The sequence below is a fragment of the Rhodococcus sp. HNM0563 genome, assembly GCF_012726195.1.
Taxonomy (GTDB): Bacteria; Actinomycetota; Actinomycetes; order Mycobacteriales; family Mycobacteriaceae; genus Rhodococcus.
The window spans coordinates 210,723-229,682 of sequence record NZ_JAASAF010000003.1 but is presented as its reverse complement, the minus strand read 5'-3'; the positions used below and the strand labels follow the sequence as shown (position 1 = coordinate 229,682).

Sequence of the window (18,960 nt, the reverse complement as noted above, 5' to 3'; positions counted from 1 at the left end):
ACCGGGTGGTATCTACCCCACCAGTGAAGCGAGCGCGCATGACACTCACCCGTCGGGAACTGCTGCGGTATACGGCGATCGGATCAGGAGCCGTGGTTGCCTCCGCGCTCGCCGCGCCGGGGATCGCCCAGGGACGCGAGGTGCTCGGCACCATCGTCGACTACTCCGCCGGTGTACCGTCCCCGGCCTCGATCCGTTCCGCGGGGCATATCGGTGCGATCCGCTACGTTTCCGACCGCCGACCGGGTGCCGAATGGATGTTGGGCAAGCCGCTCACCGAAAGCGAGGCCGATGCGCTCATCGGCAGCGGCCTCGAAGTGGTGTCGAACTACCAGTTCGGAAAGGGCGAGACCTCCGACTGGCTCGGTGGCTACCAGGCCGGGTTGAAACACGCGCGACGCGGACTCGAACTGCATCGCGCGGCGGGGGGACCCGACGATCGGCCGATCTATGCCTCGATCGACGACAATCCGACCTTCGTGCAGTTCACCACTCAGATCGTCCCGTATCTGCTTGCATGGCAGGAAGTGGTCGGACCTTCGAACACCGGCGTGTATGCGAATTCGCCGACAATCGAGTGGGCGTCTGCCGTCGGACTCGGGGCCTTCTACTGGCAGCACAACTGGGGAACACCCAAGGGCTTCGTCCACGGGGCAGCGCACCTGCACCAGGTGTCCGGGGGTGAGATCGACGGTATCGGTATCGACGTGAACAACATCCTTGCCGCCGACTACGGACAGTGGTCACTGTCGAAACTCTGAGTTCGGTGACCGGCTCAGTTGTCGAAGCGCCGCGCCGTCGGAGCCGGTCTGGGGATCAGTGCAGTGATCGCCAACGAGACGATCGCTGCGACGACCGCGATCAGGAACGTGATCCGGAAACCATCGAGGGACGGGACCACGGCATCGCCGATCCGGGTGGTCATGGCGGCCAGCACGACTCCGATGACCGCTGCCGCCGTCGACGTACCGATCGATCTCATCAGAGTATTGAGACTGTTGGCTGCGGCGGATTCGGTCAAGGGCACCGCCGCCATGATCAGAGCGGGCATCGCCGCGTAGGCGAGGCCCACCCCGGCCCCGATGATCATCGCAGCGACAAGGATGTGCCATACCTCGGTGTACAGCAGGTACGCCACAAGATATCCGAGTCCGACGGTGGCCGCCCCGCACGCGAGTGTTGCACGCGCGCCGAATCGCCGCGTGATCCCGGCCGATACCGGGGACAGGGCCATCATCACAAGTCCGCTCGGTGCGAGTACGAGCCCCGCCATCACCATCGACTGCCCGAATCCGTAACCCGTTTCGGAGGGCGCCATGAGCAGCTGCGGGAACGCGAGAACGTTGGAATACATCGCGAACCCCAGCGCGATCGAGGCCAGGTTCGTCATGAGAACCGGGCGTCTCCCGGAGATCCGGAGATCGACGAGCGGACGTGGCAGCCGTAGTTCGTACATGCCCCACCCGACGAATACCGCAATCGCACCGGCGAACATCCCCAGCGTGATCGGGCTCGACCACCCCCACGTATTGCCCTTGCTGACGGGAAGCAGCAGCAGCACCAACGCGATCGAGAGCAGAACGGCGCCGAGGTAATCGAAGCGGCCCGGATTGCGCTGGGAGGACTCGGGGACGAAATACAGCACTGCAGCGATGCCGATGACCCCGATGATCCCGGAGACCACGAACAGCATGTGCCAGGTGGTCAGTTGCGCGACGAACGCCGCGAACGGCAGACCTATCGCGCCGCCGACACCGAGGGTGGCGCTGAGCGTCGCCATGGCGGCCGGGATCTTCCTGGGGGGAAGTTCGTCGCGCAGAATTGCGATACCGAGTGGAATCGCGCCGACCGCGGCGCCCTGGAGGGTACGGCCGACCACGAGGGGAATCAGGGTGGTCGACAGAGCACACACGCCGGAACCGAGGACCATCATGCCGAGGCTGACGATCAACATCCGGCGTTTACCGAACATGTCGCCGAGGCGGCCGGAGATCGGGGTGATGACGGCCCCGGCGAGAAGGGTCGCGGTGACGGCCCATGAGGTGTTCTCAGGTGTTGCGTCGACGAGTACCGGCAACTGCGGCAGGAGCGGAACGATGAGGGTCTGCATGAGCGCCACGCCGATGCCACACAGTGCCAGAACCGGAACGATTGCGCGCGGTACGGGCCGCTCCCGTGTCGGAATCGGGCTGTCGACGGCCATGGGGTCCTCGTCCGAGCCACGCTCGAACGCGGCCTCAACTGTGATGTGTGCGAAAACAACTATGTCGCAACTTGTCTAACATGCCGACAGTTCGGAAGCCCAGCGGACCCACCGCACGCGTGTCAGGACTGGCAGTGACCGGCGGGATCGGTTTCGTCGGCCGTGACCACGAGGCGTGGGTGCTCCTCCGGTGTCGAATGCACTCCGCGCCACGCCATCAGCGACCAGCGCGACAGCGCCGACATGCAGGAGCCCACGCTTCCGAACGACAAAGACGACAGCGCCGACGCTGCGGATCCGGCGGACCCGACCGACAGGATCGAACCGACGCTGCCGATCGACAGGATCGAATAGGCGGACCCGATGGAGAGGATCGACCCCTCCGAGGCAATCGACAGGATCGAGCGGCGCGAGCGCAACGACCGGTGCCGCTGTGGTGGTGGCTGGTAGGGCATGCGGGCCATGCCTCGGTCTACCACGTACAGCGGCCGGTGAAAAGCAAACGAGAAATTCGGCTGCATACGCGACGAGGCCACCGGAACGATTCCGGTGGCCTCGTGTGAATGTGCCTGTCAGGGAACTGCGACGAGCCCCAGGGTCGGCAGGAAGGTGCAGGAGCGCGCGTCCGCGCCTTCCTCCTGCGTGGTGACGCCCCCCGAGATCACGGCGACGACCTGGCCGGGCCCGGTGTCGGCGATCGCGGTCAGTGTGGTCGGGCCGTCAGGGTTGACATTGGCCTCGTTGGTCAACGGCTGCGTCCCGGTGCGACCGTTGGAGATGTTGATCCAGGTCAGGGTGAGCGGCTCGGCCTGCTCAGCGGCCGCCGGTGCGGTGCCGAGTGCAGTGAACACGAAACCGGCCTGACCGGCGCCCGGTCCCGGAGGCGGCAACAGTGCCGGGCCCGCGACTGCGAGTGCAGTGCCCACCGAGTCGGCGCCGTCGCCGATGCAGTCCTGGCCGAGTGTCGGATACAGGAACTGTGAGATCACGACTTCACCCGGAGCCGGGAGATCGGGCCCGCCGCCACCGCTGCCGTCGAGGAAGGTGATGACCCTTTCGAGGGTGCCCTTCACCGAATCGGGAAGCTCGGAGTTCGCGAGCAGTTCCTTGGCCTGGGCGAGGATGTCGTTCTTGCCGTCGTCCGCGATGTCGGAGGGACCGGCAGCAGCCCCCACGATCGCGGGAGCAAGAGACGCGAGCGCTTCCGTCTGCTCGGGGTCGACCTCGGCCCGGGGGAGGAACTGCGTCAGCGACTCGATGGACAGGTCGGCCGGCACAGCGAACTGGGGGAGCGTTACGAGCTCGGCCAGATCCGGTAGCGCGGGCGGTGCAGGTTGCGCGACTGCGTGCGTCGGCACGGCAAGTCCCGCGGTGGCGGCGAGTGCGCACACTGTGAGCGCCCTCCGCATTCCTCGAGTACGAAGCACTGTTCCCCATCCTTGTCGTTGAAGTATCCGGGTGTCCTGGACGGGCAACCAGATACTGACGGCTCGAGGAGACACTCTATGTAGCCCCCCGGTCCGGTACAAGCGGCAGCGCCCGATTGCAGCGGGCGTGGCCGATACCTGCGGGGAGTGTAGCGACAGGGTGTTCCGTATGGCGGTTCGTGTTCGACGGTAACTCGATACAGATGCGGAAAGTGTGACGAGAGATAAAATTGTTACGTGAGAGGTTGGTGCTTTTCTCTCTGATGCGTCGCACCGGTAACCTCTGACGCCGGGTCGGAGCACCCGGATGACGACGACGGGAGGCGCACCGCAGTGCCACAACGTGCTCGGTCGTACCGTCTGTGGTGCGTGTTGCTTCTGCTGATCTCCGTGGTGGCCAGGCTTGCATGGGGTCTGCTGACTCCCAACGGCATGAACCTCGTCGACCTGCATGTCTACGTCGACGGTTCCGCCGCGCTCCTCAGCGGCGAGCTCTACGACTTCACCTATTCGCGGGACACCCCGGATTTCCCGCTGCCGTTCACCTATCCGCCGTTCGCGGCTCTCGTGTTCCTGCCGCTGCACTATCTGCCGTTCGGATTGCTCGGCATCATGTGGTTGCTGTTGACCATCGCGGCGCTGTTCTACGTCATCCGGATCGCACTCGAACTGCTCGTCGGTCCGGCGGCGCACGACGATCGCTGGACGTCGGTGGCGTTGGTCTGGACGGCGATCGCGGTGTGGACCGAACCGGTACGTACGACCCTCGACTACGGGCAGATCAACGTCTTCCTCGTGCTCGCCGTGATGGTGGCGGTCCGTAGCAGCCGGTGGTGGCTCTCCGGTGGGCTCGTCGGCGTAACGGCCGGGATCAAGCTCACCCCGGCGATCACAGGCGTTTACTTCTTGGCCAGGCGACGTTGGCGCGAGGCATTCTTCTCGGCGGTCGCGTTCGGTGCCACCGTCGTCGTCAGCGCCGTGCTGCTCGGTGAGCAGGCTCGCACCTACTTCACCTCCCTGTTCGGTGACGCCGATCGGATCGGGCCGGTGGGGTCGGTCTGGAATCAGTCCCTGCGGGGTGCGCTCAGCCGGCTTCTCGGCCGTGACGTCGACACCGGTGCAGTGTGGATCGTCGCCGTCGCTGTGTGCGCGCTCCTCGCGGTCGCGGCGTGGCGGTCCCTGGGCCCCGACGACAGACTCGGCACGCTCGTCATCGTTCAGCTGTTCGGGCTGCTGATTTCGCCGATCTCATGGGTGCACCACTGGGTGTGGGTCGTGCCGATGTTGCTGTGGCTCGTCTACGGACCCCTCGCAGGTCGTCTCGGCACGCGGGTGGTGGCGGTCTGCTGGGCGGCGGTGACGTTGGTCGGCGTGCCGTGGGTGCTGAGTACTTTCCAGGCTTCGATGTGGGACATCGACCGGCCCGCCCCGCTCGCCTGGCTCGGAGCCGTGAACGTCGTCGGTGTTCTCGTCGTCTACCTGTGGATGATCGTTGCTCCGCGGTGGGGCGAGCGTGATGCTGCTACGGCCCGGCCAGCGCATCGATCCTGTGAGCCAGAGCCGGATCGGCCTCGGTGATTCCGCCTGCGGAGTGCGTGCTGAGCGAGTAGGTCACCTTGCGCCATCGGATATCGATATCGGGATGGTGGTTTGCGTCCTCCGCGACTTCGGCGACCTTGCCGACCAGGGTGATCGCTTCGGGAAACGTCGGTGATTCGATCGTGCGCACCAAGGCGTCTTCTGCGCGGTGCCAATGCGGAAGGTCGGACAGTGCGGCGTCGATCTCGCCGTCGGTGAGCAGTTGGGCCATGACCCATTGTGTCGCCTCAGCGGTCGCACCCGCAATGACCCGTCGGTGCGAGTCAGGCGGCGCGGACCTTCTCCAGGTGTTTGCGTAGCTGCTTCTCGCTCATCCCCTCGTCCTGGACCTTCTTCATGCGCATGATCACGACGGGGCATTTGACGCAGCGAGTCTTCTTGCGGCAGCACTTCTTCTTCGGTTTCAGGCTCGCGACAGCGCTCGCCTTGAATTTCTTCTTGCCCATCGTCGTCCTGCTCCCGTCCATGCGCGTGGAAGTCAGGTTAGCGTTCCCTCAGTTGAACACCAAGGGTCACTTTGGAGGGGTCGAGCACCACGAAGCGCGTCTCTCCTACGTGTCGAACGTCACTTCGAGGTACTCTGAGCTGGGCCGATAGGTGCGCGATGCCGCGTGCACACCCGTGCGGGCTGTAGGGTATTCGTGGCCGCAGTGCCCGCATGGTCCTTCGGAGAGTTGATCTCGAAGACCACGCCGGGTGTTTCGCATTCGCGTCGCGGCCCAGAACGAAATTGCGCCGTACGGGCGAGGTGCCAACCGGGTCCAGTGCCGTGTGGCCGGACTACAGCCAGGAGAGCCATCGCGTGAGCACCGCCGATTTTCGAAATGTCGCCATCGTGGCGCACGTCGACCATGGAAAGACCACCCTCGTCGACGCAATGCTGCGCCAGTCGGGTGCGTTCGCCGAACGCGCTGAACTCGTTGACCGCGTCATGGACTCCGGCGACCTCGAACGCGAGAAGGGCATCACCATTCTCGCCAAGAACACCGCGGTGCACCGCCACCACCCCGACGGCAGCGTGACGGTGATCAACGTCATCGACACCCCCGGCCACGCCGACTTCGGTGGCGAGGTCGAGCGGGGCCTGTCGATGGTCGACGGCGTCGTCCTGCTCATCGACTCCTCCGAGGGCCCGCTTCCGCAGACCCGCTTCGTGCTGCGCAAGGCGCTCGCCGCGTCGCTGCCGGTGATCCTGGTGGTGAACAAGACCGACCGCCCCGACGCCCGTATCGCAGAGGTCGTCGAGGAGAGCCAGACCCTGCTTCTCGATCTCGCGTCCGATCTCGACGACGAAGCAGCGGAAGCCGCCGAACTCGCCCTCGAGCTCCCCGTGCTCTATGCCTCGGGTCGCGAAGGCAAGGCCAGCCGCAAGCAGCCCGAGAACGGTCAGGTCCCCGACGCAGAGAACCTCGACGAACTCTTCGAGGTCCTGTTCGAGTGCATCCCCGCTCCGAAGGGCAACCCGGAGGCCCCGCTGCAGGCGCACGTCACCAACCTCGACGCGTCCGAGTTCCTCGGACGCCTTGCGCTGCTTCGCGTCCACAACGGCAAGCTCCGCAAGGGCGACACCGTTGCATGGATGCACTCGGACGGCGTGAAGAACGTCAAGATCACCGAGCTGCTCAAGACGGTCGGTGTCGAGCGTCAGCCCGGTGAAGAAGCCGTCGCGGGCGACATCGTCGCTGTCGCGGGCATTCCCGACATCATGATCGGCGACACGCTCGCCGACATCGAGAACCAGGTCGCGCTGCCCACCATCACCGTCGACGAGCCCGCGATCTCCATGGTGATCGGTACCAACACATCGCCGCTCGTCGGTCGGGTCCAGGGACACAAGCTCACCGCGCGCATGGTCAAGACCCGTCTCGATTCCGAGCTCATCGGCAACGTGTCGCTCAAGGTGCTCGACATCGGCCGCCCGGATGCGTGGGAGGTGCAGGGCCGTGGTGAACTCGCCCTCGCGATCCTGGTCGAGCAGATGCGCCGCGAAGGTTTCGAGCTCACGGTCGGCAAGCCGCAGGTGGTCACCAAGACTGTCGACGGCAAACTGCACGAGCCGTACGAAGAGCTGACGATCGACAGCCCGGAGGAGTACCTCGGCTCGATCACTCAGTTGCTCGCTGCCCGGAAGGGCAAGATGGTGCAGATGACCAACCACGGCACGGGTTGGGTCCGGATGGAGTTCATCATCCCGTCCCGAGGTCTCATCGGCTTCCGCACCGACTTCCTCACGGAGACACGCGGCACGGGTATCTCCAACGCGATCTTCCACGGCTACGCGCCGTGGGCCGGTGAGATCCGCGCGCGCCACACCGGCTCGCTCGTCTCCGACCGCGCAGGTTCGGTGACCCCGTTCGCGATGATCCAGCTGGCCGACCGCGGCACCTTCTTCGTCGAGCCCGGTGCCGACACCTACGAGGGCATGGTCGTGGGTATCAACCCCCGCGCCGAGGACCTCGATATCAACGTCACGCGCGAGAAGAAGCTCACCAACATGCGCTCGTCGACGGCCGACGTCATGGAGACGCTCTCGAAGCCGATCGAACTCACCCTCGAAGCTGCACTCGAATTCTGTGCGGTCGACGAATGCGTCGAGGTGACGCCCGAGGTGATCCGCGTACGCAAGGTGCACCTGTCGAGCACCGATCGTGCGCGCGCACGTTCGCGTGAGAAGGCCCGCAACAAGTAGGAATAGTGTGAAGCGGCCCCGGTAGCCCAGGCTCCCGGGGCCGCGACATACCCGGTGGACACAAGTCGACGAGAGGAAGCCCGAGTGTTGCGTTCGCGCACCTGGTATCGGCGATGGGTCGTTCCGGTGGCCGTCGCGACAGCCGTCCTGACGTCGGCGGCGTGTACCGCGGATCCACCCCCGCCGATCGAACAGACGGAGCCGACAGCAACGCCGGCACCTGCCCCGAAGCGCAACACCGTGGTCGTCGCGATCGACGGCGTGGAGACCGGCTTCAACCCTCATCTGCTGGCAGATCAGTCACCGGTCGGTGATGCGATCGCGCAGCTGGTGCTGCCCAGCGCCTTCCGTCCCGTGCCGAGCGTGGAGCACCCCGGAGTCACCGAATGGGTGCTGGACGACTCGGTGCTGGTGTCGGCGGAGGTGGTCTCGCAGGCACCGTTCACCATCGAGTACGAGGTTCGCACCGACGCCCAATGGTCCGACAGCGCACCCATCGCGGCGGAGGACTTCCATTACCTCTGGCAGCAGATGATCACGCAGCCGGGAGTCGTCGACGCCGCCGGTTACCGGTTGATCGAAGACGTCCAGTCCTCGGGCGCGGGTAAGACGGTCACTGTGACACTGCGTGAGCCGTACCCCGCCTGGCGAGAGTTGTTCGCCGACATGCTGCCCGCGCATCTCGTCAAGGACACCCCGGGTGGTTTCGACACCGGCCTGTCGGAAACGATCCCGGTGTCGGGTGGCCCGTTCAAGGTGGAATCCGTCGACCGTGGTCGCGGCGAGGTGCTGCTCGAGCGTAACGACCGGTTCTGGGGCGAGCCCGCGCTCCCGGACGAGATCCTCATGCGACGCGGTGGCAGCGACGCCCAGCTCACCGAATCCATGCGCACCGGCGATACTCAGATCGCGCAGGTCTCGGGCGGATCGGCGTTGCTCGCCCAGCTCGGTGCGGTATCCGGCCTGCGAACGCACGTGCAGCTCGAGTCCCGCACGCTCGAATTGACGCTCAACACCCGTACCGCCACTCTCGCCGACCCGCGGGTGCGCCGCGCTGTGCTCGGCCTTCTCGACCCGGAGATGCTTGCCCTCGTCGCAGCGGGTTCCGCTGCCGAGATCGTGCCCGACCGGGCCCAGGTCCTCGCTCCGTCCGATCCCGGCTACGCGCCGACGATGCCGCCGCGACCGAGTCGTGAGGACGCACTCGCCCTGTTCGCGGACGCCGGCTACCTGCCCAACCTCCTCGCTGTGCCTGCCTCCGAGCCGCCCGTGGATTCGTCGTCCTCGGCCGAAACGACGACACCGGAGACCACCGCGGCGGAAGGGACGTCCTCGGAAGCGGATTCGCCGGAGGAGGCGCCATCGGGACGTGCAGAGCCGATCGCGGACGGCACGCTCGTCCGGGACGGTGCGCCCCTCGTGCTCGTGATCGGTGTCGCCGAAGGGTCCGAAACAGCGCGTACTGTCGCGCGGACGGTAGCGGACGTGTTGTCCGGCGCAGGCATTGCGGCCTCAGTGAGTGAACTACCGCCGGACGAACTCTACGGCGACGCCCTCGTCACGGGGGAGGTACACGCGATCGTCGGCTGGATGGAGGCGGGGTCCGACCCGGCAACGGCGGCGATCTCCCGCTTCGGATGCCTCCCCGCGCTCCCGGCTCCTGCCGCCTCGGAGACCGCAGACATGTCGGAGACGGCGGAGGCGACGCCCACGTCGAGGAGTGGCCCTCCGGAAACCACGGCAGCAGGTGTCCCAGGCTCGGACGCCGGGAACGATGAGCCCGGCGACGCCGACTCGACGGATGACGCAGAGGATGCTGCCGCGGCCCAGCTCGAAGCGCCGAGCAACCTTTCCGGTGCTTGCGATCCCGCGGTGCAGGCCCAGCTCGTCGATGCCCTGCACGGGGTGGGCGACGTCCCTGCAACCCTGGCTGCAGTGGAGTCCAGATTGTGGGATCTCGCGGTGAACCTTCCGATCATCCAGGGCCGGTCCGTCGCTGCCGCCGGCCCCGGTGTGGACGGAGTGGCCTTGGCAGGCCCGGTGCAGGCAGGCATCGTCGGCGACGCTCGATTCTGGGAGAGGAACACACCGTGACCGCTGGCGAACCGCGCAGACTGCTGCTCGTCCACGCACACCCGGACGATGAAACCCTCACCACGGGCGGCACTATCGCCCGGTATGTCGACGAAGGAGTCGAGGTCACCGTGGTGACCTGCACCCTCGGCGAGGAAGGTGAAGTCATCGGCGACGAGTGGGCGCAGCTGACTGCGGACCGGGCAGACCAACTGGGTGGTTACCGCGTGCTGGAACTGACCAGGGCCCTGAATGCCCTCGGGGTCGCCGCGCCCTGGTTCCTGGGCGGGGCAGGCCATTGGCGGGACTCCGGGATGGCAGGCACTCCGGCAGCGTCGAATCCCCGAGCGTGGGTCAACGCCGATCCCGATGAAGCCGTGGGGGAGCTCGTTGCCGTCATCCGGCGCACTCGGCCTCACGTCGTGATCACCTACGACCCGGTCGGTGGGTACGGGCACCCGGACCACATCGCGGTGCACGAACGCGTCACCGCCGCCGTCGAGCTCGCCGGAACGGAGAACTACCCCGGTGCGGGTGCACCGTGGACACCGGCGAAGGTGTACTGGACGGTCACCGAGCGGACGGCACTCGAAGCGGGCGTCGCCGAGATCGGCGAGCTCCCCGAGGGGTGGCGCGTGCCCGAGACGGGCGAGCTCCCGAGCGTGCCCGACGATCAGGTCAGCGCCGTCGTCGACGTCCGCGACGTGCTCGACGCGAAACGTGCCGCGATGGCAGCCCACGCGACACAGGTCACCGTGGCACCGGGAGGAGCACAGTTCACACTGTCGAACTCGGTCGCCCAACCGATCTTCCGCGAGGAGCATTTCCGCTTGGTGCGCGGAGAACCGGGCGAACGGGACGATTCCGGGCGGGAGCGTGACCTCTTCTCCGGCATCAGCTAATGTGACCGCCGTCACCTATGGAGGGAGGGGGCGGCGATGTACAACTGGTCCGTTCAGAATCAGATCGTCGCGTTCGTCGACTCGTTGCGGCCGCACGCCGACGAGATTCGCGCCGGCTATTTCGATGCGCTCTACGGGTTCGTCGACATGCAATCGCACCTGCTGACCATGCTCGGTTACCCGCCCGTGCCCTGACCTGCCCCGACCCCGGGTAGCTCGGCAGAGGTGCCGTCACGCACTATGGAACGATGACCGTCGACCCTGCAACCGAACTGCCGGACGTACCCGCGCTGCCGCCGGAGCCGCGGCGAGGCATCGTTGCGTTGCTCGTCTTCGACGGTGCCCTCTGCGCGATCCTGTCGGTGCTGTTCCTCGGCCTCTACATCGGCCCGGTTCCGTTCCCGATCACGATTCTGCTCGCAGCGGTGATCAATCTGCTGCTGGTGATGGCCCTGTACAGCGAAACCGACTCGCTGCGAACCGCGATGCTGCCGCTCGCGGCCTGGTTGCTCGGATTCGCGGTGTGCCTGGCCGTCGGGCCGGGTGGCGATCAGCTGGCCATGGCGGACTGGCGGATCCTGATGCTTCCCGTCGCGGCGCTCTTGCCCGCAGGCGGTTATCTCTTCTCGGCGAGGATCAAAGCGATCATCAAGACAGCCCGGCCGCCTGCGCAGCAGATGTGAGAACCGCCGCGGTCATCTCCTGGGTGAGGCGGCCGGTGAAGGTGTTCTGCTGACTCACGTGATAGCACCCGAACAGGTGCAGCGGGGCCTTGCCCTCGGTCGCCGGGGCGAGGGTGACGCTTGCGCCGTGCCCGAACTTCGGACGCGGTGACGGCACGACCCATCCCGCGGCGGTAAGCACCGGGAGCAACGCTTGCCATCCGAAACCACCGAGCACCACGACGGCCCGCAGCGTCGGCGAGAGCAACGCGAGTTCCTGCTCGAGCCAGCCACGGCACGTGTCCCGCTCGGTCACGGTCGGCTTGTTTGCGGGGGGCGCGCAGTGCACCGGTGAGGTGATCCGGGTGCCGAACAATTCGAGTCCGTCACCGATGTGGGTCGCAGTCGGTTGCGACGCGAGTCCGGCTTCGTACATGGCGGCGTAGAGGAAGTCCCCGGAGCGATCGCCGGTGAACATCCGACCCGTCCGATTCGCGCCGTGCGCGGCAGGCGCCAATCCCACGATGAGCAGCGCCGCATCGGTGGGGCCGAAACCGGGGACCGGTCTTCCCCAGTACTCCTCGTCGCGGAAAGCGGCCCGCTTCTCCCGTGCGACGCGTTCACGCCACTCGACCAGCCTCGGGCACGCGCGGCAGTCCACGAGCAACTCGTCCATCACCGCGAGCGTGCTTGCTCCGGGTCTGCGCCAAGGATCGATCACGAGGCATGACCTCCGCGTGTCCAGATATCGCCCGCGCCGGGCGTCACGGATTCGATCAACGCCCAGGCGTCGCTTTCGGGGACGTCGACGACCTCGTAGTGGCCTGCGCCCGCGGGCGTCGCAGCGATCACCGTCGCCACTCCCGCGCGCCGCTGGAAGAACGTCTGGCGCACGGTCCATCCGATGATCCCGTCCGACTCGAGGCAGACCCGATGACGATCGACGGAACCCGCACGTGTGACGAGGTACCCCGGCGGCGACGCATGCCCGAGCCCCCGATAGCGATCCCACCCGAGCGCTGCCGCGGCAACGACGAGCACCACCGTTCCGGCTGTGGTCGCGGGCAACGGCAGCGGCCGGTCGAGGATCGTGGTGAGTGCAATGCCCGCCGCGATCAGGCACACCACCGGCGCGACCGCCCTGGTGAATCGGCGGCGGCGTGCCGCAGCGCCGTGGGGGACCAGCGGCACCGTCAACGGTGAATCGGTGGTGAGCACTTCGCCTGCGACCCGGCGGACCTCACCATCGGGCGCCGACGGCAGCACGAGCGACGACTCGCCGCGTTCGGCCGATACACCTGTCATGATCGCGTCGAGTCGTGCAGCTCCCACGAGTCTCAGTGCAACGGGCTCGTGGACGTCGACGCCGCGAAGGCGCGCGCGATCGAGCGTCGTGTGCCGCACCCGGAGCAGGCCTCGCCCGACCCGCAGCATCCGTCCGTCGTCGGTGACCAGTAGGTTCCCGTACAGCAGGAGGTACCGGATGCACGCGGCGATGCTCGCGACGACGAGGATCACGACCACTGCGACTCCGACGACGACCGCAATGCCGGCGGCCGCGAGCGCATCGACCCCGCGTGCGACGGTGTCCGATTCGGTGAGTTGTTCGCCGATCCCGTATTGGAACGCCAGCCCGACCACGGCGGCGATACCGATCAGGCCGGTGGCCGAGAACGGCGCGTACCGCACCCACCCGGATCGGAGGCGGGCCAGTTCGCGTTCGCTCGGTGCAGTGCCCATCGGGGCGCGCACGGAGTCCACCGGTGTGCGCGCGGCCGTGCTTTCGGGCGCTGCGGCAGCGAGGCCGTCCCCGAGGAGTCCGGCACGCAGAGCGGGAACGTCCTCGATGGCGATGCCGTTGAGTTCGAATCTGTTGTGATCGGTGGCGCTGCCGACCGATTGTCCGGTGCCGATCTTCACCACTGCGAGGCCGAGCAGTCGATGCAGTACCCGCCGATCGACGTCGACCGACCGGATGCGGCTGCGCGGGACCGAGAGCTCGCGGCGTCGGAGCAGACCGCGGCGCAACTCGACGTGCGCGGGCCCGATCCGATAGCTCGTGGTGAACCAGCGGGCCAGTCCGACAAGGACCAGCAGCCCCGCGACACCGAGCCCCCAGTACGGGTTGCCTCTGCTGCTGCCCAGCAACACCGACCCGATCAGGACGGGGAACAGCTTCGCGATCTCCTCGACCGGATGGATCAGCAGCATCCGGCGGTCGAGTCGCTGCCAGCCGACGATGTCGTCGTCGACGGTGCCTGCAGGATGCGTCGTGTCGGGTGGGGGTGTCTCGGATTCGAAAGTCACGTCGCATCGGCTCCGTCGCCACCTGCGATCGCGGTGAGTCGTGCGACCGTCTCGTCGGCCACTGCCGCATCGAGCGCGGTGATTTCCACGGCACCTGCGGACGACGCGGTGGTGACGGTCACGGTCGCGAGCCCGAGCCACCGGTCGATCGGTCCGCGTTCGGTGTCGACGGTCTGGATCCGGGAGATCGGTGCGATGCGGCGTTCCTGCGTGAACCAACCGGAGCGGGTGTGGACGGCGGTGTCGCTGATCTCCCATCGATGCACCCGATACCGCCACAGCGGCACCACCGTGATGTGCACGCCCGCGACGACGACGGTCGCGACGGCCGCGGCGATGTGCCACCCGGCCCGACCGGAGTCGAGCACACCCCACACGACCTGCGCAATGACGATCGGTACCCACATCAACGCAGCGTTGATCGCCCACAATGCCCGAGCCTTCGGACTCGGCCTCCATGCGGGTTCGGTCATCACCGTCCCGGTGCTGCTGTCCACATTCACACTCCCGACTCGGTTCAGGGTTCCACGTTAGGCTTGGTTGGACACCCGATCGGGGCAGCCCCGAGTATTCCCACACTGCCGGGCGTTTCAGTCACGAGGAGGATCGAGATGAGCGAAGCCGACATGACCGACACTGCCGATGTCCTCGGGTTCGGCAGCCTTTCGGCGGAGGATTCCGAAGGCGATCGGGCCGAACAGTCGACGCCGGCTTATGACGAGCCTCGCGATACATACCCGACAGACCTGCCGCTCGAGGTCGATCCTGCCGACGCGGTCGAGCAGAATCGCGAGGTAGCCGTGGACGACGACTATCCCCACGAGTGACAGCCGGGTGCACCCCGAAGTGGCATGCGACACGGCAGGGGCGCATGATCGGCCCATGACCGATTCCGCTGACGACACCCAGCACTCTGCGATGCTTCCGTCGCCGTCGCTGCGCCCCGGTGCCGCTCCCCGGCCGTCCCCGTCTGCGATGCGCCGGGTGCTGCGTCGCGCCCGCGACGGGGTGACTCTCAACATCGACGAAGCCGCTGTGCTGCTGCAGGCGCGCGGCGCCGACCTCGACGATTTGTGTGCGTCGGCGGCCCGGGTACGCGATGCGGGTCTGCTCGAGCAGGAGCGGCCGGGTACGGTCACCTACTCGCGGAAGGTGTTCGTCCCGATCACCCGGCTGTGCCGCGACCGTTGCCACTACTGCACGTTCGTCACGGTCCCGGGCAAGCTTCGGGCAGAAGGCCGGGGGATGTACCTCGAGCCCGACGAGATCCTCGAGATCGCACGGCAGGGCGCCGAGCTCGGCTGCAAGGAAGCGCTGTTCACTCTCGGTGACCGGCCCGAGGACCGGTGGCCAGAGGCGCGGCAGTGGCTTGACGAACGCGGGTACGACTCGACGCTCGACTATGTGCGCGCGATGTCGATCCGGGTGCTCGAGGAGACCGGATTGCTTCCGCACTTGAACCCGGGCGTGATGAGCTGGGCCGAGATCTCGCGGCTCAAGCCGGTAGCGCCGTCGATGGGCATGATGCTCGAGACGACCTCGGAGCGGTTGTTCACCGAGAAGGGCCAGTGCCATCACGGCAGCCCCGACAAGGAACCGTCCGTGCGGCTGCGGGTGCTCACCGATGCGGGCCGGTTGTCGGTGCCGTTCACTACGGGCATCCTCGTCGGAATCGGCGAGTCGTTCGTCGAGCGTGCCGAGTCGATCCTGGCGATCAGGAAGACGCACAAGGCGTTCGGGCACATCCAAGAAGTCATCGTGCAGAACTTCCGGGCCAAGGACGACACGGCGATGCGCGACGTCGACGACGCCGCGCTCGACGAATTCCTGGCCGCGATCGCGGTCACCCGTCTGATCCTCGGTCCGGGTATGCGTATCCAGGCGCCGCCCAACCTGGTGTCGCTCGACGAGTGCCGCGCGTTGCTCGGGGCGGGAGTCGACGACTGGGGCGGGGTGTCGCCGCTGACCCCGGATCACGTCAATCCGGAGCGGCCGTGGCCGAACCTCGACACGCTTGCCCGGCTGAGCGCCGAAGCGGGCTTCCGGCTCACCGAACGAATCGCAGCGCAGCCGCAGTACGTGCTGGCCGGTCAGCCGTGGATCGATCCGAGGATCACCGCGCACGTGCGTGCGCTGTCCGACCCGGAGACCGGTCTCGCCAGAGGGGTCATCCCGTCGGGTCTGCCGTGGCAGGAGCCCGATGTGGACTGGGAGTCGTCGGGGCGTATCGACCTCAACTCCGAGATCGACGTGACCGGGCGCAATACCGATCATCGCTCCGACCTGGGCAGTGCCTTCGGTGATTGGGACACTGTGCGCGAGCAGGTGCTGGCACTGGGTGAGTCCGCGCCGGTTCGCCTCGAGCGCGACGTGCTGTCGGCGTTGCGTTCCGCGGAGCGCAACCCGGGAGGGTGCTCGGATGCCGAGTACACAGCGCTCGCGAACGCCGACGGTGCGGGCCTGGAGGCAATGGTGGCGCTGGCAGATCAGCTGCGCCGCGACACGGTCGGCGACGACGTCACCTATGTCGTCAACAGGAACATCAACTTCACCAACATCTGTTACACGGGCTGCCGGTTCTGCGCGTTCGCGCAGCGCAAGGGTGACGCCGATGCCTTCACGCTCTCTGCCGACGAAGTCGCCGACCGGGCGTGGGAAGCGCACGTCGCAGGCGCCACCGAGGTGTGTATGCAGGGTGGCATCGATCCGGAGCTGCCCGTCACCGGCTACGCCGATCTGGTGCGGGCAGTGAAAGCGCGGGTGCCCTCCATGCACGTGCACGCGTTCTCCCCGATGGAGATCGTCAACGGTGTCGCGCGGAGCGGTACCTCCATCCGTGAATGGTTGACCGAGCTGCGCGAGGCCGGCCTCGACACCATCCCCGGTACGGCCGCGGAGATCCTCGACGACGAGGTGCGGTGGGTCCTGACGAAGGGCAAGCTGCCGACCGCGGAGTGGATCGAGGTCGTCACGACGGCGCACGAGGTGGGACTGCGGTCGAGTTCGACCATGATGTACGGGCACGTCGACCAGCCGCACCATTGGGTGGGGCACCTGAACGTGCTGCGCGGAATCCAGGACCGGACGGGTGGGTTCACCGAGTTCGTGTTGCTGCCGTTCGTGCATCAGTCGTCGCCGCTCTATCTGGCGGGCGCCTCGCGTCCGGGGCCGACGATGCGAGACAACCGCGCGGCGCACGCGCTGGCCCGCATCATGCTGCACGGGCGGATCGCGAATATCCAGACCAGCTGGGTCAAGCTCGGCGTGGCGGGGACACAGGCGATGCTCGAGGGCGGCGCCAACGATCTCGGTGGCACGCTGATGGAGGAGACGATCTCGCGGATGGCGGGTTCGCAGCACGGGTCGGAGAAAACCGTCGCCGAACTGGTGGCGATCGCCGAGGGCATCGGTCGTCCCGCCCGGGAACGCACCACCGCGTATGCCCGTCGTGAGATCGGCGTCACTGTTCGATAGTCCCGGCTCGTGGCCCCCGGTCGGGTCAGGGCACCCTAAGAGGGAGGGGGCCACCGGCGACGGTGGATACTGTTCGGTTGTGGGCGCCAGTGCGCCGATGCGCTGGGACCGTACCGGGTCGGCGGGCATCGAAGAGAGGCAGGGAGAACAGCAGTGACGTACACGATTGCGGAGCCGTGCGTGGACGTGTTGGACAAGGCATGCATCGAAGAGTGCCCGGTCGACTGCATCTACGAGGGTGGTCGCATGCTGTACATCCACCCGGACGAGTGTGTGGACTGTGGTGCTTGTGAGCCCGTGTGCCCCGTCGAGGCGATCTTCTACGAGGACGACGTGCCGGACGAGTGGTCCGAGTACGTGCAGACCAATATCGACTTCTTCAAGGATCTCGGATCGCCGGGCGGCGCAGCGAAGCTCGGCAAGGTCGACTACGACACGCCGTTCGTCAAGAACCTGCCTCCCATGGGTGAGGACTAGGCACCTGTGGCGACACGCACACGCCGGTCGGTCGCGCAGAGCCTTCCGGACTTTCCTTGGGATTCACTGACCGACGCGAAGGCGAAGGCTGCCGCGCACCCCGACGGCATCGTCAACCTCTCGGTGGGTACGCCTGTCGATCCGGTCGCACCGGTGATCCGGGAAGCGCTCACCTCGGTTGCGGAAGAGCCGGGCTATCCCACGACCCACGGAACGCCCGAACTGCGTCGGGCTGCGGTGGGTGCGCTCGCGCGTCGTTACGGGATCACCGGCATCGACGAGGCGTCGATCCTGCCTGCCATCGGTACCAAGGAGATGATCGCGTGGCTGCCGACCCTGCTGGGTGTCGGCGCCACCGATCTCGTCGTCATCCCTGAGCTCGCGTATCCGACCTACGAGGTCGGAGGGTTGCTCGCGGGCGCTCGGTTGATCCGCGCCGACGGCCTCACCCGGCTCGGTCCGGAGGGTGCGTCGCTGGTGTTCGTCAACTCGCCGTCGAACCCGACCGGCAAAGTGCTCGGCCGCGACCACCTGCGCAAGGTGGTCGACTGGGCGCGCACCCGGAACGCGATCGTCGTGTCCGACGAGTGCTATCTCGGACTCACGTGGGAGGGCGAAGCGCTCTCGATCCTGCATCCGAGCGTGAGCGACGGTGACCACACCAATCTTCTTGCAGTGCATTCGCTGTCGAAGACCTCGAACCTTGCGAGTTACCGCGCGGGATTCGTCACCGGCGACCCCGGACTCGTGGCCGATCTGCTCGAGGTGCGCAAGCACTCCGGCATGATGGTGCCGCTGCCGATCCAGGCCGCGATGACTGCGGCACTCGACGACGACGAGCACGAGGCCATCCAACGTGAGCGGTACCGGGCGCGTCGCAAGACGCTGCTCGCGGCCGTGCGCGGCGCCGGTTTCACCGTCGACCACTCCGAGGCGGGTCTGTACCTGTGGGCCACCCGCGATGAAGCGTGTCGCACCACTGTCGACTGGTTCGCCGAGCGCGGCATTCTCGTTGCACCCGGCGAGTTCTACGGTCCCGGTGGTGTGCAGCACGTGCGGATCGCGTTGACGGCCACCGACGAGCGGATCGAGGCTGCCGCACAGCGACTGGCCTGATCGATCGGAACATCCCGCTCGATCGTTCACC

The 18,960-nt window shown here is 66.9% G+C and carries 19 protein-coding genes; 11 read left to right on the top strand and 8 right to left on the bottom strand.

All coding sequences use genetic code 11. From position 1 onward, the window contains the following. The first annotated feature begins 38 nt into the window (after positions 1 to 38). Positions 39 to 761, top strand: a complete 723-nt coding sequence (locus HCA61_RS08000; protein ID WP_169687631.1) for a DUF1906 domain-containing protein — start codon at positions 39 to 41, stop codon at positions 759 to 761. 14 nt (positions 762 to 775) lie between these two features. Here the strand turns inward: HCA61_RS08000 and HCA61_RS07995 are convergent, their stop codons facing one another. From HCA61_RS07995 to HCA61_RS07985, 3 genes are all read right to left on the bottom strand, one after another. Continuing rightward, entirely contained in the window at positions 776 to 2,203 is a 1,428-nt protein-coding gene (locus HCA61_RS07995; protein WP_169687630.1) for an MFS transporter, read from the bottom strand. 122 nt (positions 2,204 to 2,325) lie between these two features. Further along, positions 2,326 to 2,658 carry a hypothetical protein gene (locus HCA61_RS07990; protein WP_169687972.1) on the bottom strand — a complete coding sequence of 111 codons (333 nt, stop codon included), beginning with the start codon at positions 2,656 to 2,658 and terminating at the stop codon, positions 2,326 to 2,328. 117 nt (positions 2,659 to 2,775) lie between these two features. Further along, entirely contained in the window at positions 2,776 to 3,612 is an 837-nt protein-coding gene (locus HCA61_RS07985; RefSeq protein WP_169687971.1) for a hypothetical protein, read from the bottom strand. 351 nt (positions 3,613 to 3,963) lie between these two features. Between HCA61_RS07985 and HCA61_RS07980 the strand changes: the two genes are divergently transcribed. Continuing rightward, on the top strand, positions 3,964 to 5,208 hold the full coding sequence (locus tag HCA61_RS07980) for a mannosyltransferase (protein WP_169687629.1): 1,245 nt from the start codon (positions 3,964 to 3,966) through the stop codon (positions 5,206 to 5,208). On the opposite strand, the gene HCA61_RS07975 is transcribed toward HCA61_RS07980, so the two are convergent. Together HCA61_RS07975 and HCA61_RS07970 are read right to left on the bottom strand one after the other, a co-directional pair. Next, positions 5,153 to 5,440 carry a 4a-hydroxytetrahydrobiopterin dehydratase gene (locus HCA61_RS07975; RefSeq protein ID WP_169687628.1) on the bottom strand — a complete coding sequence of 96 codons (288 nt, stop codon included), beginning with the start codon at positions 5,438 to 5,440 and terminating at the stop codon, positions 5,153 to 5,155. The two genes, HCA61_RS07980 and HCA61_RS07975, sit on opposite strands and share 56 nt — an antisense overlap. 52 nt (positions 5,441 to 5,492) lie before the next feature. Continuing rightward, complete coding sequence (locus HCA61_RS07970) at positions 5,493 to 5,675, bottom strand: hypothetical protein (RefSeq protein ID WP_169687627.1); 183 nt, start codon at positions 5,673 to 5,675, stop codon at positions 5,493 to 5,495. A 356-nt stretch (positions 5,676 to 6,031) separates the two neighbouring features. Between HCA61_RS07970 and typA the strand changes: the two genes are divergently transcribed. The 5 genes from typA (at position 6,032) to HCA61_RS07945 (ending at position 11,576) form a co-directional block, all read left to right on the top strand. After that, complete coding sequence (typA, locus tag HCA61_RS07965; RefSeq protein ID WP_169687626.1) at positions 6,032 to 7,918, top strand: translational GTPase TypA; 1,887 nt, start codon at positions 6,032 to 6,034, stop codon at positions 7,916 to 7,918. Positions 7,919 to 8,002: 84 nt separating this feature from the next. Continuing rightward, positions 8,003 to 10,012 carry an ABC transporter family substrate-binding protein gene (locus tag HCA61_RS07960; protein ID WP_247272939.1) on the top strand — a complete coding sequence of 670 codons (2,010 nt, stop codon included), beginning with the start codon at positions 8,003 to 8,005 and terminating at the stop codon, positions 10,010 to 10,012. Continuing rightward, positions 10,009 to 10,893 carry an N-acetyl-1-D-myo-inositol-2-amino-2-deoxy-alpha-D-glucopyranoside deacetylase gene (gene mshB, locus HCA61_RS07955; RefSeq protein ID WP_169687625.1) on the top strand — a complete coding sequence of 295 codons (885 nt, stop codon included), beginning with the start codon at positions 10,009 to 10,011 and terminating at the stop codon, positions 10,891 to 10,893. Before HCA61_RS07960 ends, mshB begins: the two co-directional genes overlap by 4 nt. Before the next feature lie 36 nt (positions 10,894 to 10,929). Beyond that, positions 10,930 to 11,088: a hypothetical protein gene (locus HCA61_RS07950; protein ID WP_169687624.1), complete on the top strand. Its 159-nt coding sequence runs from the start codon at positions 10,930 to 10,932 to the stop codon at positions 11,086 to 11,088. Positions 11,089 to 11,141: 53 nt separating this feature from the next. Then, positions 11,142 to 11,576, top strand: a complete 435-nt coding sequence (locus tag HCA61_RS07945) for a hypothetical protein (protein ID WP_169687623.1) — start codon at positions 11,142 to 11,144, stop codon at positions 11,574 to 11,576. Here the strand turns inward: HCA61_RS07945 and HCA61_RS07940 are convergent. From HCA61_RS07940 to HCA61_RS07930, 3 genes are read right to left on the bottom strand one after another with little or no spacing between them, the layout of a single operon-like run. Beyond that, complete coding sequence (locus HCA61_RS07940; protein WP_169687969.1) at positions 11,542 to 12,231, bottom strand: uracil-DNA glycosylase; 690 nt, start codon at positions 12,229 to 12,231, stop codon at positions 11,542 to 11,544. The genes HCA61_RS07945 and HCA61_RS07940 overlap by 35 nt on opposite strands. A gap of 41 nt (positions 12,232 to 12,272) precedes the next feature. Next, positions 12,273 to 13,862, bottom strand: coding sequence for a PH domain-containing protein (locus HCA61_RS07935; RefSeq protein WP_247272942.1), 1,590 nt, complete (start codon positions 13,860 to 13,862; stop codon positions 12,273 to 12,275). Next, entirely contained in the window at positions 13,859 to 14,335 is a 477-nt protein-coding gene (locus HCA61_RS07930) for a PH domain-containing protein (protein ID WP_169687967.1), read from the bottom strand. The genes HCA61_RS07935 and HCA61_RS07930 overlap by 4 nt, the downstream gene beginning before the upstream one ends. Positions 14,336 to 14,473: 138 nt before the next feature. Here HCA61_RS07930 and HCA61_RS07925 point away from each other — a divergent pair, with 138 nt between their 5' ends. From HCA61_RS07925 to dapC, 4 genes are all read left to right on the top strand, one after another. Then, positions 14,474 to 14,689 carry a hypothetical protein gene (locus tag HCA61_RS07925; RefSeq protein WP_240959038.1) on the top strand — a complete coding sequence of 72 codons (216 nt, stop codon included), beginning with the start codon at positions 14,474 to 14,476 and terminating at the stop codon, positions 14,687 to 14,689. 91 nt (positions 14,690 to 14,780) lie between these two features. Beyond that, complete coding sequence (locus tag HCA61_RS07920; RefSeq protein WP_240959071.1) at positions 14,781 to 17,336, top strand: bifunctional FO biosynthesis protein CofGH; 2,556 nt, start codon at positions 14,781 to 14,783, stop codon at positions 17,334 to 17,336. Between the two features lie 153 nt (positions 17,337 to 17,489). Next, positions 17,490 to 17,813, top strand: a complete 324-nt coding sequence (fdxA, locus tag HCA61_RS07915) for a ferredoxin (RefSeq protein ID WP_169687621.1) — start codon at positions 17,490 to 17,492, stop codon at positions 17,811 to 17,813. A 6-nt stretch (positions 17,814 to 17,819) separates the two neighbouring features. Next, the gene (gene dapC / locus HCA61_RS07910; RefSeq protein WP_169687620.1) at positions 17,820 to 18,929 is read left to right on the top strand and encodes a succinyldiaminopimelate transaminase; all 1,110 of its coding nucleotides are present in this window, start codon (positions 17,820 to 17,822) and stop codon (positions 18,927 to 18,929) included. Positions 18,930 to 18,960: the final 31 nt, after the last annotated feature.

Bases quoted from the DNA above. Each gene is read 5' to 3' on its own strand.
- HCA61_RS07975 (WP_169687628.1), bottom strand. From the start codon at position 5,440: ATGGCCCAACTGCTCACCGACGGCGAGATCGACGCCGCACTGTCCGAC.
- HCA61_RS07925 (WP_240959038.1), top strand. From the start codon at position 14,474: ATGAGCGAAGCCGACATGACCGACACTGCCGATGTCCTCGGGTTCGGC.
- HCA61_RS07950 (WP_169687624.1), top strand. From the start codon at position 10,930: ATGTACAACTGGTCCGTTCAGAATCAGATCGTCGCGTTCGTCGACTCG.
- HCA61_RS07990 (WP_169687972.1), bottom strand. From the start codon at position 2,658: ATGCCCTACCAGCCACCACCACAGCGGCACCGGTCGTTGCGCTCGCGC.
- HCA61_RS07940 (WP_169687969.1), bottom strand. From the start codon at position 12,231: ATGGACGAGTTGCTCGTGGACTGCCGCGCGTGCCCGAGGCTGGTCGAG.
- HCA61_RS08000 (WP_169687631.1), top strand. From the start codon at position 39: ATGACACTCACCCGTCGGGAACTGCTGCGGTATACGGCGATCGGATCA.
- HCA61_RS07985 (WP_169687971.1), bottom strand. From the start codon at position 3,612: ATGCGGAGGGCGCTCACAGTGTGCGCACTCGCCGCCACCGCGGGACTT.
- HCA61_RS07930 (WP_169687967.1), bottom strand. From the start codon at position 14,335: ATGACCGAACCCGCATGGAGGCCGAGTCCGAAGGCTCGGGCATTGTGG.
- HCA61_RS07945 (WP_169687623.1), top strand. From the start codon at position 11,142: ATGACCGTCGACCCTGCAACCGAACTGCCGGACGTACCCGCGCTGCCG.
- HCA61_RS07920 (WP_240959071.1), top strand. From the start codon at position 14,781: ATGCTTCCGTCGCCGTCGCTGCGCCCCGGTGCCGCTCCCCGGCCGTCC.
- HCA61_RS07995 (WP_169687630.1), bottom strand. From the start codon at position 2,203: ATGGCCGTCGACAGCCCGATTCCGACACGGGAGCGGCCCGTACCGCGC.
- HCA61_RS07970 (WP_169687627.1), bottom strand. From the start codon at position 5,675: ATGGGCAAGAAGAAATTCAAGGCGAGCGCTGTCGCGAGCCTGAAACCG.